13 protein-coding genes and 1 pseudogene are annotated in these 15640 nt (G+C 51.2%); all 14 read left to right on the top strand.

Going from position 1 to position 15640, the window contains the following annotated elements:
- The first annotated feature begins 28 nt into the window (after nt 1-28).
- The 14 genes and pseudogenes from KFE17_06105 (at nt 29) to ltrA (ending at nt 15512) form a co-directional block, all read left to right on the top strand.
- A complete protein-coding gene (locus tag KFE17_06105) occupies nt 29-2053 on the top strand; it encodes a hypothetical protein (protein ID QUO33300.1) in 2025 nt (674 codons plus the stop codon).
- Between the two features lie 11 nt (nt 2054-2064).
- Entirely contained in the window at nt 2065-2895 is an 831-nt protein-coding gene (locus KFE17_06100) for a hypothetical protein (GenBank protein QUO33299.1), read from the top strand.
- Nucleotides 2892-4004, top strand: a complete 1113-nt coding sequence (locus tag KFE17_06095; GenBank protein ID QUO33298.1) for a DUF3846 domain-containing protein — start codon at nt 2892-2894, stop codon at nt 4002-4004. Before KFE17_06100 ends, KFE17_06095 begins: the two co-directional genes overlap by 4 nt.
- A gap of 5 nt (nt 4005-4009) precedes the next feature.
- Nucleotides 4010-4810: a hypothetical protein gene (locus tag KFE17_06090; protein QUO33297.1), complete on the top strand. Its 801-nt coding sequence runs from the start codon at nt 4010-4012 to the stop codon at nt 4808-4810.
- 50 nt (nt 4811-4860) lie between these two features.
- Nucleotides 4861-5331, top strand: a complete 471-nt coding sequence (locus KFE17_06085) for a PcfB family protein (protein QUO33296.1) — start codon at nt 4861-4863, stop codon at nt 5329-5331.
- Nucleotides 5328-7172 carry a type IV secretory system conjugative DNA transfer family protein gene (locus KFE17_06080; protein QUO33295.1) on the top strand — a complete coding sequence of 615 codons (1845 nt, stop codon included), beginning with the start codon at nt 5328-5330 and terminating at the stop codon, nt 7170-7172. Before KFE17_06085 ends, KFE17_06080 begins: the two co-directional genes overlap by 4 nt.
- 239 nt (nt 7173-7411) lie before the next feature.
- Entirely contained in the window at nt 7412-7627 is a 216-nt protein-coding gene (locus KFE17_06075) for a Maff2 family protein (GenBank protein QUO33294.1), read from the top strand.
- 10 nt (nt 7628-7637) lie between these two features.
- Nucleotides 7638-8501, top strand: coding sequence for a hypothetical protein (locus KFE17_06070; GenBank protein QUO33293.1), 864 nt, complete (start codon nt 7638-7640; stop codon nt 8499-8501).
- Nucleotides 8502-8537: 36 nt separating this feature from the next.
- On the top strand, nt 8538-8990 hold the full coding sequence (locus KFE17_06065) for a SpoVG family protein (protein ID QUO33292.1): 453 nt from the start codon (nt 8538-8540) through the stop codon (nt 8988-8990).
- On the top strand, nt 8990-9547 hold the full coding sequence (locus KFE17_06060; GenBank protein QUO33291.1) for a DNA methyltransferase: 558 nt from the start codon (nt 8990-8992) through the stop codon (nt 9545-9547). The genes KFE17_06065 and KFE17_06060 overlap by 1 nt, the downstream gene beginning before the upstream one ends.
- A 32-nt stretch (nt 9548-9579) precedes the next feature.
- Entirely contained in the window at nt 9580-10278 is a 699-nt protein-coding gene (locus tag KFE17_06055) for a hypothetical protein (GenBank protein ID QUO33643.1), read from the top strand.
- 31 nt (nt 10279-10309) lie between these two features.
- Complete coding sequence (locus KFE17_06050) at nt 10310-10744, top strand: PrgI family protein (protein QUO33290.1); 435 nt, start codon at nt 10310-10312, stop codon at nt 10742-10744.
- Nucleotides 10644-12881: pseudogene (locus tag KFE17_06045) on the top strand (ATP-binding protein). The gene KFE17_06050 and the pseudogene KFE17_06045 overlap by 101 nt, the downstream one beginning before the upstream one ends.
- A gap of 747 nt (nt 12882-13628) precedes the next feature.
- Nucleotides 13629-15512, top strand: a complete 1884-nt coding sequence (ltrA, locus tag KFE17_06040; GenBank protein QUO33289.1) for a group II intron reverse transcriptase/maturase — start codon at nt 13629-13631, stop codon at nt 15510-15512.
- The last annotated feature ends 128 nt before the right edge of the window (nt 15513-15640 follow it).

Here is a 15640-nt window from a genome sequence, read left to right as displayed (position 1 = left end):
ATATTACATTGACTGGAGGTGATGATGATTGGCAGGAGTACATGAAGATTTTGGCGAAAAGATCGGCGGTGCAAAAAAAGATTTATGGAAGGACCGGGGCCTGTATGTGGACGATCTTGACGCCATGAACGACCGCGAGGCCGAGAAATTTGTAAAAAAGGATAACATTTGGAAAAAGCCGGATTACCAAGCCATGCTTGATGAAGGGGTTCCCCTTGGGGTGGTGTATTTCATCAAAAAGGCAAGGGACAGCCTGAACGCTTCCCCGCAGTATTACCGCACGGACGACACGCCGGAAAAACGGCTTGCCAGACAGAAAGAATATATCCAGACCGTCCGGGAGTTACAGGAGGTGGTTTCAGGGATCCGCACCATGGAGGACGCCATGAGGGCCTATGACCGCTTCTTTGTAGAAAACGGGTATCTGGAACAGGTGCAGGGCTGGGGCGGCGGCGCCCACTACCGGGCAACGAAGAAAGGACAGGACAACCCGGTGATCACCAATAAGCTGTCCAAAAACCTGATGGCCTACTCCGCTTCCTATTTTGAACGGAACTTCACACAGAAAGCGCAGAAGGAACAGTTTGGCGTTTCCAAAGGCCAGAAGGTGCCGAAAGGATATGCAATCCATTTCAACGACGGAAAGAATACCTATTCCAAAAATAATGACTGGAAACCGGGTACTTACTATGTGACAAAGGGCTATGCCATTTTGCAGGCCAACTTTGAAACAAGGGAGGCTGCCCTGAAATGGGTGCAGGAGCTGGCAAAGGGCCAAACCAAAAGCGGAAAGACCCGGTTTGTGCCACCCCAGCTTGCGCATGTAAAGCGCACCGGGCCGGATTACCGCAGCGGCGCAGAGATTACCGGGCAGCATTATCTTGATACCTTCGGGTTCCGGGGTGGCGAGTTCGGCAACTGGATGAACCAGAACGACCGGCAGACGTCCCTTAACATGGGATTTGAGGCACTCAAAGATTTGGCATCTGTCCTAAAGGTCAGCGATCAGGATATTGCTTATCAGGGAACACTTGCTATCGCTTTCGGCGCCAGGGGCAGCGGCAACGCGGCGGCCCATTATGAACCTCTCCGTAAAGTAATCAATCTTACCAAAATGCACGGGGCAGGTTCCCTGGCACATGAATGGTGGCACGGGCTTGACGACTACCTGGGCACAAAGATGGGCGCGAAAGGGATGCTATCGGAGCAGCCCCGCCTCTATGCCCCATTCCAAAAGCTGATTGATACCATGAAGTATAAGCCGGAGACGCCGGAGCAGGCGGCAAAGCGGACCGAAGCGCAGACAGAACGCACCCGGAAGAATGCGGCCGGCTGGCTGGATTCCGCAGTGCTCGGCTCCCTGAAACGGTATGGGAATGAGCAGCAGATGGAGGCCTATGCATCCCTGAAAGAAGCGTTCCTTTCCGGTGAGGACGGATCCGTGGAAAAGATCAGCTCCTTCAAGAAATCCGTCACCGGCCGGGTGATCCCCAAAAGCGAGCGGGAACGCCTGGAAATATTCGAGCACATGCTGTCCGGGATGCAGTCGCAGGAGGCACCCCAGATTGGGCGGGTGGAAACGGACTTTTACCGGAACTCCCTACGCATGGGAAAGGAATGTGAGAAAGACGGCGGCTATTGGGAAAGCAATACGGAAATGACGGCCAGGGCATTTGCCTGTTATGTGAAGGACCGGCTGCCCTATGCTTCGGATTACCTTGCGGGCCATGCCGACTGCGCCCTTACGCTGGCTGCTGGGAAAAACGGGGAAATGGAGGTCATAAAAGCCTTCCCGGAGGGCGAGGAACGAAAAGCCATCAATGCAGTGTTTGACGAGATCGTGGCAGATTTGAAACGGGAGCAGATACTGACCCATGCAGATGTAACGCTGCCCCTTCCGGCCTCAGGGATAAAGGAGGCGCCGGACGGCCAGCTCTCCATATTTGGCGGCGGCCGTCCTTCGGTGATGGAGCAGCTTGCAGCAAAGAAACCGGCAGAAAAAACAGCCCCGGCACAGCAGATCCCGAAAAAGAGCCATGCGCCGGAGATTTAGGAGGTGGAAAGTTGGAAGAAAATAAAGATTACCGTGCTTACCGGTACGGCGACCATTTAGAGCCGGGATATGAGTTGAAGGTCGAGCACAGCGTTTCCTGTGAAGATGTTGATATTTCTGCCCTGATTGCAATGGGAACAGAAAGCCTTGCGGCTATGCGCCAGGGAAGTATCGACGGTGAGCAGAAAGCCTATGACATTGTGGTAGCCGCAGCGAAACAATGGGAACAGCAGGCTGCCGCCACGCAGATGATTGACCGGGCGATTTCCTACCTGCGGACCCCGGAGGTGGAACATACGGGTAACCAGTGGAAGGACACAGACAACTGGCGGAGCGCCCAGGAGATCAGCAACCGGGTCTATAAGATGACCTGCAGTGTCCGGGAAGATACCAAGTATGACCGGGAAACAAAACAGAGTGTGCCGGTTGCCTGGTATGTGACCTGGGATCTGTATATAAATTCCCCGAAAGATGGTTATGGCAAGAAGATCGCCGGGCAGAACCAGAAGCGCTATACGGACAAGGCTGCTGCTATGAAATACCTGGAGGGGCGCAAGAAATCCTATTCCCATTTGTTTACGGAGGTTTCGCCGCCAGTCCCGAAGGAATATGAACGCCATTTTACCGTATATGGCGCCCTCCTGCCGGGCTATACGGTTGAGGGGCAGGAACCTGTCAAATCAGAACACACCGCCGCCGAAGTTTCGGATGGTGGTATTTCTACGCCTGAAAAGGAAGAAAAGCCTTCTGTGCTGGGAAAGCTGTCTGCGGCGAAATTGCAGGAAAAAGCCGGTGCGGAACCGAAGGCGGCAAATAAAAAGAAGGAGGATATACAGTTATGAAGGTGCTGATGGTTGAGCCGGGGAAAACACCCTACGAGGCAGAGATTGAAGGCGGGCTGAACTCCTTGCAGGCGGCAGTCGGCGGGATTATTCAACCGGTTTATCCCTATGAGGATCCGGTTGCGCTGATCTGCAACGATGAAGGAAAACTCATGGGGCTGCCCTTAAACCGGGCGCTCTATGATGAAGATGGGAACATCTATGATATTGTTGCCGGGAACTTCCTGATCGTTGGCCTGGGGGAGGAAAATTTTGCAACCCTTCCCGCGGACCTCATGGAGAAATACCGGCAGCAGTTTGAACACCCGGAGCAGTTTATCCGCATTGCCGGAAAAATCCTGGCGGTCAAGCAGCCGGTTCCTTCCCTTGAAGAACAGGAGGCACAGCGGGCGCAGATGGCGGCACAGGAGGCGCTGCAGGAAGAAATACGGCTGGAAGATTCCACGGATCTGGCCTTCGACCTGGATGTATTCTTCCGGCAGTACAGCGGCGATTATGCGGATCTGTACCCGGATTCCCACGAAGAAAAAGAACGCATGGCGGAGGAACTTCTTTCCGGGCAGACCGGAAAGATACGCATGAGGCTGGCAGCCGTCATTCAGGAGGAACATCTGGACAATGAGGCCGGAGCACTGCTGGCGCGCATTGCCTCTTATGAAAAGGAATATGAAATCCGCACCTGCTCTATTTACCAGCTTGACTTATCGGACAGCACGGACGGGCTGCAGTTTATGTCTCTTGACTGGCTGGAAAAGAAAGGGTTCCCGGTAGACAGGGACAATTACCAGATGGTTTATGCAACGGAACTTTTGCCCGGTGAAACATTGGAAGATATTTACAGACGTTTCAACATCGACCACCCGGAAGATTTTAAGGGGCACTCCCTTTCCGTTTCCGATGTGGTAGTCCTCCATGAAAATGGATCCGATACCGCCTGGTACGTGGACAGTATCGGTTTTAAGGAACTGCCGGATTTTATCGTTACGGGAGCGCCGGAGGCAAAAAAAGACCTTTCGGTAAGGGAGCAGCTTGACAGCGCAAAGAAACAGGCGGCACAGACGGCGGCCAAAGCACCGGATAAAAAGCCAAAGGAACCGGAAAGGAGCTGATATTTATGCTGATGGCAGTACAGGATTCCTATGTGCTTATGGTGCAGCCGGACGACATTCTGATTTCGCCCCGTGAGGTAGACGAACATTTCGGGACGATGGTATGCTTCCACTCCCGCTATGCCCTGGGTGACAGCCACAATTACATGGATAAAGATGATTTCCTGCGGGAGATGTACCTGAATACCGTTGGCCATGACGAGCCCGGCATGGACCGGTATGAACGGATGGTAAACATTGTGAGCAGCCGGTTCCGGCACGGGCCAAAGACGGAAGAACGGGCGGTGGACGACGCCATGCTGAATGTAATCTCTGAAAAATACATTATGATGCCCCTCTATCTTATGGATCATAGCGGGCTTGCCATGCAGACCGAGAGCTTCCACGATCCCTGGGACAGCGGGCAGGTCGGCTGGATCTATGTTTCCAAAGAGGACGCCCTAAAAGAGTTTGACACTGAAAAAATGACCGGGGCTGTCCGAAAAAAAGCGGAGGATCTGATGAAAAGCGAGGTGGCCGTTTATGACTCCTACCTCCGGGGCGAATGTTACGGCTTTGAGCTTTACAAAAACGGCGAGCTGTCGGATAGCTGCTGGGGTTTTATCGGGAGCCTGGAGGATGCCTGCAAAGCAATGGCGGATTACCTCCCGGACGGCTGTGAGGATATGGTAAATCACCTGGAGGAACATAACCAGCCGGCGACCATCATCAAGACGCTTCTGAAACACGCAAAGATCCAGGTGGACCAGGCGGTAAAAGCCTTTGAACATGCGCCCCGCCAGCAGGTGATCGGGGATGCCAGATAAACCGTTATTTCCTATTATAAATACAGATTCTATCAGGAAGGAGGATGCCAATGCAGGAAGATCTGGAACAGCGGACCGTATCGGTCTCCATACAGGCGGCAAAGCTGTCCGGGCGGCTTCTGCGTGCGGCGGTTGCCGCCGTGCTTCAAAAGATGGAGCAGGAACGCACCACCCCGAAGGTCGGGCGTAACAGCATGAAGCGGCTGACCTATAAAGACCCCGGTGCCAACACCATTGAAGTGTCCGGCAGGATCCGCTCGTTTGAACGGTACGCCAGGAAACACCAAGTCCGCTACCACATAGAAAAAGAGCTGGGGACTAATCCGCCGAAGTGGACGGTCTATTTCAAGGCGAACCAGGCGGATGCGCTGACGGCGGCTTTCAAGGAATATACACAGAAAGACCTCACCCGCAGCACCAGGCCGTCGCTGCTTACCCAGCTTCATAAATTCAAAGAGCTGGCACAGGCCCTTGGCCGCGACCGGGTGAAAAACAAGGAGCACGGAGGGCCGGAACGATGAAGATAGACAAAGATGCCCTGAAAAAACAGGTGATCTTACATCTGCCCTATCTTTTGTTCCTTCTGGTATTCGCTAAGCTGGGCGAGGCGGTGCGCCTTGCCCCAGGGGCGGACGCTTCACAGAAATTATTGGGGCTGTCGGAAGGATTCGCGCTTGCCTTTCAGAGCATGTGGCCGGGCGCCGCACTGGACTGGCTGGTGGGATTATGCGGCGCTGCCGCTGTCCGTCTGGCGGTCTATCTCAAAGGAAAGGATGCGAAAAAATACCGCAAAAATGTAGAGTACGGTTCCGCACGCTGGGGAAATAAAACGGACATAGCACCGTTCATGGATCCAAAGCCGGAAAACAATGTTATCCTCACCCAGAGCGAGGGCTTAATGTTAAACGGCAGGCCGAAAAACCCGGCCCATGCCAGGAATAAAAACGTGCTGGTAGTCGGAGGTTCAGGTTCCGGTAAGACAAGATTTTTTATCAAGCCCAACTTAATGCAGATGCACTCAAGCTATGTTGTCACCGACCCGAAAGGCACCGTCTTGGTCGAGTGCGGGAAAATGCTGCAAAGAGGCACACCAAAGCTGGATAAAGACGGGAAACCGGTGCGGAACGCAAAGGGCAAGATCGTGTATGAGCCTTATAAAATCCGGGTATTCAATACCATTAACTTCCAGAAAAGTATGCACTTTAACCCCTTTGCGTATATCCATTCGGAAAAGGATATTTTGAAGATTGTTACCACCTTAATCGCCAACACCAAAGGCGAGGGAAAAGCCGGGGATGATTTCTGGGTCAAGGCGGAAACCCTGCTCTACACGGCGCTGATCGGCTATATCTACTACGAGGCCCCGACCAACGAACAGAATTTTGCCACGCTGGTAGAAATGCTGAACGCTATGGAGGTGCGGGAGGATGACGAGAGTTTCAAAAACGCTGTTGACCTTCTCTTTGACGCCCTGGAGCAGAAAGACCCGGACCACTTCGCCCTGCGGCAGTATAAAAAATACAAGCTGGCGGCGGGCAAGACAGCAAAATCCATATTGATTAGCTGTGCTTCCAGGCTGGCGCCATTTGACATCCGGGAGGTCCGGGAGATCACCATGTATGACGAGCTGGACCTGGATATGCTGGGGGATGAACGGACCGCCCTGTTCCTCATTATGAGCGACACGGACGGCACCTTTGCCTTCCTTATCAGCCTGATCTATTCCATCCTGTTCAACCGTCTGTGCGAGCGGGCGGATGATGTGTATGGCGGGCGGCTCCCGGTTCATGTGCGGTGCCTCATTGACGAGGCGGCCAATATCGGCCAGATCCCCAACCTGGAGCGGCTGATGGCTACTATCCGAAGCCGTGAGATTTCCGCGTGCCTGGTGCTGCAGGCCCAGAGCCAGCTAAAGGCGCTTTATAAGGACAACATGGACACCATCATAGGGAATTGTGACGCTTCCCTGTTCCTGGGAGGCAAGGAGGAAACCACCTTAAAAAGCTGGAACTCCCTTTTAGGAAAAGAGACCATCGACCTGTATAACACCAGCGTCACCAAAGGCAACCAGGAATCCCACGGGCAGAACTTCCAGAAGTTAGGCAAGGATCTGATGTCCGTGGACGAGCTGGCGGTCATGGACGGCGGGAAATGCTTACTGCAGATCAGGGGTGTGCGCCCCTTCCTTTCCCGGAAGTATGATATAACGAAACACCCGAACTATAAGCTGCTCTCCGATTACAATGAGAAGAACGCTTTTGATATTGAGAAATTCTTATCCACCCGGATGCCGATGCGTCCCGGAGAGCTGTACCGCAATTATGAGGTCACAGCCGAAGATCTGGAACCGCAGACCACATAACGTTGTTCCTGCCTGTCAAAGCATTACGCTCTGGCAGGCTTTTGTTTTGTCACCCGGAAAGGAGGTCTTTTTTGAGGATCCGCGATTCTCCCTGAAAACTGAATACCATGCAGGTTTTACCCTGCCCCATGCCGCCGTGCTGTTTGAAGCAGATTTTCCAAAACAGTGCGGCGGCTTTTTTCGTTTCCGGCCGTCTGCGGCCGCTTCACAAAATCATTTCAAAAATAAGGAGGAACTATATGGCATTTTTTGCGAGCGCGATTGACACTTTGAAGATTCTGGTAATTGCCCTGGGAGCGGGCCTTGGAGCATGGGGCGTCATCAACCTTCTGGAAGGTTACGGCAATGACAATCCGGGAGCCAAAAGCCAGGGTATGAAACAGCTTATGGCGGGCGGCGGTATCGCCCTGGTAGGCGCAACCCTGATCCCGCTGCTGGCCGGCCTGTTCGGTTAAGGGCTGACCTATGGGCAGTCTGTTTGAAAGGATAACAGACTGGATTAAGGAGGGCCTGATTGAAGCCATCACCGGGCAGTACACCGGCATTTTCGATTCGGTCAACAGCCAGGTTGCGGATGTGGCCGGGCAGGTCGGGCAGACCCCGCAGGGCTGGAATGGCGGCGTGTTTTCCATGATACAGAACCTTTCGGAAACCGTCGTCATTCCCATTGCGGGCATGATCCTGACCTTTGTCCTTGTGTATGAGCTGATTCAGATGATTTTGGAGAAGAACAACATGCACGACTTTGACACATTCAACATCTTCAAGTGGATTTTTAAGACCTTCGTTGCCACTTACCTGCTCACCAACTGTTTTACGATTGTCATGGCGGTGTTCGACGTCGCCCAGAACGTGGTATCGCAGAGCGCGGGCGTGATAAACGGCAGCCTTGATGTGGAGGCCGCCCTTGCGGACCTTTCCACGCAGCTTGAAGCAATGGGGATGTGGGAGCTTATCGGCCTCTGGCTGGAGACCAACATCATCAACCTGTGCATGTGGGTGCTGTCCATTGTGATCTTCGTCATTGTCTACGGCAGGATGATAGAAATTTATTTGACCGTGAGCCTTGCACCGATCCCCTTCTCCACGATGGCTAACCGGGAATGGGGGCAGATGGGGACGGGGTACCTCCGTTCCCTCTTTGCGCTGGGGTTCCAGGGATTTTTGATCCTGGTCTGCGTCGCCATTTATGCGGTGCTGGTCCAGTCGATCCCGGCCTCCGGCGACATCCACGGCGCAATCTGGGGCACGGCGGGCTATACGGTCCTGCTGGCCTTTGCCCTGTTTAAGACAGGTTCGTTATCCAAATCCATATTTAACGCAAGATAGCATAATTCAGATTCAGAATAAGGAGGATTTCATTTTATGAGTAAAACAAATACAGAAAATACAATCCCGGAAATGCAGGCGCCGGAAACAGCGGGCGGTCTGCCGCTGGACGTGAGGGTGCGGCCAATCGCGCCGATGGGGAACCTGCTAGCCTTTGCCAACGTGACCATCGGCGGATGCTTCAAGATTGACGGCTTCCGTATCTGTTCCGGCGAAAAGGGGCTGTATGTGAACATGCCTTCCACCCAGGACAAAAACGGGAACTGGAAGGATGTCTGCTGGCCGGTGACGGCGGAGTTCAGAAAGCAGTTAAACGACGCCCTGCTTGACGGGTACGGGCAGGCCATTGAAAACTTGCAGGCCACCCTTGAAGCCACAAAGGGCGCGGCGGAGAAGCCTTCCCTGTCCGGCGCCTTAAAAGAAAATGCCGGGAAAGTCAAAAGCCAGCCGGTGAAAGACGCCCCGGCTAAGAACGGGCAGGAACGCTGATGCCGGAAACAAAGAAATACAGCGTGATCTATGCGGACCCGCCCTGGCGCTACGATATGAAGCGCGGCAACGGCGTGGCGGAAAACCATTACCCCACCATGAGCATGGAGGATATATGTGCGCTGCCGGTGGCGGAACTTGCCGCTAAAGACAGCGCACTTTTCCTGTGGGCGACCTTCCCGCAGCTTAATGAGGCGTTCCGGGTGATGGAGGCATGGGGATTCAGATATAAGACTTTAGCCTTCCTCTGGCTCAAACAGAACCGGAAAGCGGATTCCTGGTTTTACGGGATGGGGTTCTGGACCCGCTCAAATGCCGAGGTCTGCCTGCTGGCGACCAGAGGCCACCCGAAACGCCAGTGCGCGGGGATCCACCAGTTTGTGATCTCCCATATCGAGCAGCACAGCAAAAAGCCGGACGAGGTGCGGGAAAAAATCGTAAAGCTCATGGGCGACCAGCCCAGGCTGGAGCTGTTCGCAAGGCAGCAGACGCCGGGCTGGGATGTGTGGGGAAATGAAGTGGAATCCAGTATTACAATGCCAGGGAGGAAGGAGTGATTTTTATAGAACAGGATGCAAAACGGCTGTTGATGGAACGGCTGGACAAGTGCCTGAAGATCCATGCAGATATGCTGGACGCACAGAATATCGGCAGCATTTACGAATTGCAGGGGTTTTCGGAGCTTCATTATTACCTGAAGGCGGAACATGAATTTACCCCGGCAGAGGTGGAGGCGCTTCTTTCCTTTCAGGATCCGTTAGATGTGGCCCGGTGGTGCTGGGAAGAAAATACCCATGCTCATAGCTTTCCTATCTGTGAACTTTTGGAGGAAATCCAAGCGGATCGGAAATTTCCAAAAGAACTAAGCGAACCGGAAGAACAGAATCGGAAATATCTGGAGTTGATGTCCTTGGTCGGCAAGGATTATTACATTTACAGGGAAAAGCTGGAGGATTGCTCTAACAGGGAACTGATAGACCGGTCGGAAGAAATTGCCTCCGTGATGGCCGCTTACCGTTATCTGACAGGAGAAAATTCGTTGACAGCAGAAGAAATTGATTATCTGCTACGTTTCGACCGTCCATTAGTGGAAGTTGTCAAATATTGTCCAGCAGCCGACACAAACGCTTGTATTGCCGTGGAGTTGTTGGTTCAAGATATTTCCTCTCCTCAGGAGGAACGGGCAGAGCAGCCAAGATCTCTGCGGGAACGGCTGCAGGATGCGATTCAGAAGGTGCAGAGACCACCGGCCGCGGAGGAAATGATCCATGATTCCGGCGCACGATAATGAAATTCTATCACGATGGGAGGTGAAATAAATGCCCTATGTACCCGTACCCAAAGACTTAACGAAAGTCAAGACAAAAGTGGCGGCGGGCCTTACCAAGCGCCAGCTCATCTGTTTCAGCCTGGGCGGTCTTGTGGGCCTGCCGGCCTATTTCCTGACGAGGGGCGCCATCGGCAATTCCGCGTCGGTGCTTTTGATGATCGGCCTGATGATGCCCTTTTTCTTCTTCGCCATGTATGAGCGGGACGGGCAGCCGGCGGAGAAACTTCTGAAAAACCGGCTGCGCTATAAGCTCTGGCCGAAGGAACGCCCCTACCGGACGGAAAACCTATATAAAACCATGTCAAAAAAGGAGGTTACAAGGATTGCCAAAAACAAAACAGCAAGAGGCCCAGGAAAAACGTCTGCAAAGGAACATCAGGCAGGCAGAAAAGACCAGGGCCGACGCAGCAAAAGGCAGAAATAAAACTGCCTCTAACAAGCCGCCGAAAAAAGGCGGCTTTCTCGCCGGGCTTAGGGCGGATGCCCCGCAGACGGCCCAGCAGAGTATTCCCTACCGGGAAATGTATAAGGATGGGATCTGCCGGCTGACGGACACGCTTTACACCAAGACCGTGCAGTTTTTCGATATTAACTACCAGCTCGCCCAGGCGGAGGACAAAGCGCAGATTTTTGAGGGGTACTGTGATTTCTTAAATTACTTTGACGCCTCCATCCATGTGCAGCTTACTTTTATCAACCAGCGGGCGAATATGCAGGATTTCGCAAAGAGCATTGAGATCCCCGCCCGCGGCGACGAATATGACGGGATCCGTAAAGAATACGCGGATATGTTAAAGGGGCAGCTCCAAAAGGGCAACAACGGCCTTACCAAACGCAAATATATCACCTTCGGCATTGAGGCGGACGACCTTAGGACCGCAAAAATGCGGCTGGAACGGATTGAAACAGATGTGCTGGCGAACTTTAAGACCCTGGGAGTCCAGGCAAGGCCCTTAAACGGCCTGGAGCGTCTGGAACTTCTGCACAGCCAGCTCCACCCGGACGGGCAGGAAAAGTTCCGCTTTACCTGGGCGGACCTGCCAAAGACCGGGCTTTCCACCAAAGATTTTATCGCGCCCTCCGGCATGTCGTTTTCCAGGGATGGAAAGACCTTCCGGGTGGCCGACCATTCCGGGGCAGTGTCTTTCTTACAGATTTTAGCCCCGGAGCTGACAGACCGGCTGCTGGCAGAGCTTCTGGATCTGGACGATGCCGTGACGGTCAACCTGCATATCCAGTCCATCGACCAGACCCAGGCGATTAAAAATATCAAGCGCAAGATGTCGGACTTACAGAAAATGACCATTGAGGAACAGAAAAAAGCGGTCCGGGCTGGGTACGACATGGACATCATACCTACGGACCTTGCCACCTATGGGGAAGAAGCGAAAAATCTCTTGCAGGATTTACAGAGCCGGAATGAAAGGATGTTCCTGGTGACGGTGCTGGTGGAGAATCTTGCACCGAAGCGCCAGAAATTGTTTAACGATATTCTCTCCGCTTCCGGTATCGCCCAGAAATATAACTGTGCCTTAAAGCGGCTGGACTTCCAGCAGGAACAGGGGCTTATATCCTCCCTTGCGCTGGGTTTGAACCAGGTGGAGATTGAACGGGGGCTTACCACAAGCAGCACCGCCATTTTTGTGCCTTTCACCACCTGTGAGCTGTTCCAGGAGGGGGAGGCGCTTTATTATGGCCTGAACGCCCTTTCCAACAACCTGATTATGGCGAACCGCAAGAACTTAAAGAATCCAAATGGACTGTTCCTGGGGACGCCGGGCAGCGGCAAGTCGTTCTCTGCCAAGCGTGAGATCGTCAACGTGTTCCTTCTGACGGAGGATGACATCATCATTGCGGATCCCGAAAATGAGTACGGCCCATTGGTGGAACAGTTTGGGGAGCAGGGGCAGGTCATTGATATTTCCCCCACTTCCACCAACTATATCAATCCGATGGATATTAACCTGGACTATTCGGACGACGAGAACCCTATCACCTTAAAAAGTGACTTTATCCTGTCTCTGTGCGATTTGATTATCGGCGGCAAGGAGGGGCTTTCCCCGATTGAGCGTACCATCATTGACCGCTGCACTAGGCTGGTGTACCGGGATTACCTGCAGGATCCCTGCCCGGAGAAAATGCCGGTTTTGGGCGACCTTTACGACCTGCTTTTGAAGCAGGCGGAGCCGGAGGCGCAGAATATCGCCACGGCGCTGGAAATCTATGTCAACGGTTCCTTAAATGTATTCAACCACCGTTCCAATATCCAGATGGACAAACACCGGGTACTCTGCTTCCAGCTCAAATCCCTGGGAAAAGCGTTAAAGGAGATCGGGCTTTTGATTATGCAGGATGCGGTCTGGAACCGTGTCACCGCCAACCGTTCCAAACACAAGACTACCTGGTTCTATATTGACGAATTCCATCTCCTTTTGAAAGGCCAGACCGGAAGTTTCAGCGTGGAAATCTGGAAACGCTTCCGTAAATGGGGCGGGATCCCGTCAGGGCTGACCCAGAACGTAAAGGATCTTCTGGCTTCCCGTGAGATTGAGAATATTTTCGGTGCGACACGTTGACGCACAAACATCGCTCTATGAGGGTAAAACTTCATGGACTTATGGCCATGCGATGCTAAAATCGTCGGACTTACCTTCTTACGAGGTAAGTAACAACTGATAATTCGAAAGGTAGAATGATGGGGTAACGCCTTGAAATGCCTTCTCTGATACTTCGACCGGCTCCGACTGTAATGGTTGGGGTCTGGAGCTCGATAAAGTCGGCGGAAGTCTGCCGAAACAGTGTAGAAATACAGCTGTCGAAAGTGCGGTAGAGGTACTGTATGCAGATGACACGTCGGGAGTCTATAAAATATCTATGGTGAGAATGTCCACGACGGACTGACGAAAACCGCGAATGTACGGGTCTAGATGTTTACCATATAGAAATGTATGGACACTTAATTGTGGGTCAGTGCGGTGTAGTAAGAATCGAAAATATGAAACTCCGTATTGTGTTACAGGCACAATCAAGCTGACAGGACTATAGCGAACACCTAAGGATATATGCACAGATAGAATTATCGGAACGTGGAAAGGTACAGAGTTGCTCATAAGCAATCTGCGGACGAATCATATAAGCCGCCTAATCTGTGCTGAAAAGCGAAGCTCGAACCTACGACAGCCCTACGAAAAAGGCGGGCTCGAGGAATGGGCTTTAGTCGGTTAGAAACAATTGTTGTCATTCAATCTTATAAGGATTACGAGTATGACAAAAAGGGACACTTTCCCAAGAAAGGAGAGTGATGCCTTATGACCATGAAAAAGAAAAAGCAACTGCTCTGTGAGGATAATCTGCGTCACAATGAGTATTACGGAATGCAGAATACGATTGATAATCTATACCAGGCAAGTTTGAACGGAGAAGTTTTTACAGATTTAATGTCTGTCATTCTTCAACGGGAAAACATTCTTCTAGCGTACAGAAATATCAAGAAAAATACGGGAAGTAAAACAAGTGGCACAGACAATCTCACAATCGAGGACATTGGAAGATGTTCCCCCGATGAGGTTGTTGAAAAAGTTAGATTTATTATTAATGGAAGTGAACATGGGTATCGCCCAAAACCTGTAAGGCGTAAGGAGATACCAAAACCATACGACCCAAGTAAAATGAGACCCTTAGGGATTCCGTGTATATGGGATAGACTTGTTCAACAATGTATCAAACAGGTATTGGAACCTGTTTGTGAGGCTAAGTTCAGCAAAAACAGCTATGGATTCAGACCGAACCATTCGGTTGAGAACGCTATAGCAAGAAGTTATCAGCTACTTCAACATGCCAATCTTCACTATGTCATTGAATTCGATATAAAAGGGTTCTTTGATAACGTGAATCATGCCAAGCTGATACGACAGATATGGGCTATGGGTATTCATGACAAGCAACTGATATTTGTCATAAGACGAATTCTCAAAGCACCAATCAAACTGGAAGATGGGACTTTTATCACACCCGACAAAGGAACCCCACAGGGAGGTATTATATCGCCACTTCTGGCTAATATCGTGCTTAACGAATTAGACCACTGGGTAGAAAGTCAATGGCAATGGTGTCCGATTTGCAAACGGAATGCTAGACCTGAAAACGGCTTTCGACAGGCTAAGAAATCTAACCTGAAGGAAATGTTCATTGTTCGCTATGCAGATGATTTTCGAATCTTTTGTAGGACAAAGGACTCCGCTGAACGCACCAAATGTGCAGTCACTCTGTGGCTGAAAGAAAGGCTCAAACTGGAAATTTCTGAAAAGAAAACGAGGATTGTCAATGTAAGAAATCATTACTCTGATTTTCTCGGATTCAAAATGAAAGTTCACAGAAAAGGCAACAAACTCGTGGTTATATCTCATATCGCAGATAAAAATCTCGAGCACAAAAGGGAGAAGCTTAAAGAACAGGCAAAGAGAATCGTTCACCCTCGCAAAATATATGGCGAACAGGGGGAAATCAGACTCTATAACAGTATGGTTACTGGCATGCAGAATTATTACTGTATCGCCACACATGTTAATCATGATTGTGCTTCCCTAAACCGCACAGTCATGACCTTGCTGACAAACAGGCTTAGCACTCGCACAGGCAACCGTCTTGTGAAAACAGGGCGAGAGCTTACGGAGTTTGAAAAAGCCCGTTTTGGTAAATCCAAAATGATGCGATATGTCGCTGGTACGAATGAGCCCGTGTATCCAATAGGATACACACAGCACAAAAACCCACTTTTCCGTAAGAAGAGCTGGAATTATTACACTCCCGAAGGACGAGAAGGTATTCACAACTGTCTGAGAATCAACATCCCTATGATGTTGGCTCTCATGCGTCAACCAGCCTATTCCAATAGTGCGGAATACGCAGACAATCGAATATCTCTCTTCTCAGCCCAATGGGGAAAATGTGCTATAACAGGTGTTGAATTCTCCTCTGTTGGGGAAATTCATTGCCATCATAAGTTACCCCGACATTTAGGCGGTACGGATGCCTATGAGAATCTTATTCTCATAAAGAATTCCGTACATAAACTCATTCATGCTTCAAAAGCGGAAACTATTTACAAATATATGGATTTACTACAGCTAGATATCAAACAGCTTATAAAGGTTAACCACCTTCGTGAGTTGGCTTCCATGCAACCTATTTAATCTTATTTCAACTACTACAGTTTTTATTCTATTCAAAGGTTGATTGTTTAGACAATGAAAAATACTAACCGATGGAACGCCGTGTGCGGTGAAAGTCGCATGCACGGTGTGGAGTGGGGGAAAAGCCC

Origin of the sequence: Faecalicatena sp. Marseille-Q4148 (assembly GCA_018228665.1) — a bacterium.
GTDB lineage: Bacteria > Bacillota > Clostridia > Lachnospirales > Lachnospiraceae > UBA9414.
Note: the sequence above shows the minus strand (reverse complement) of the source record. Positions and strands in the feature narration are given on the sequence as shown.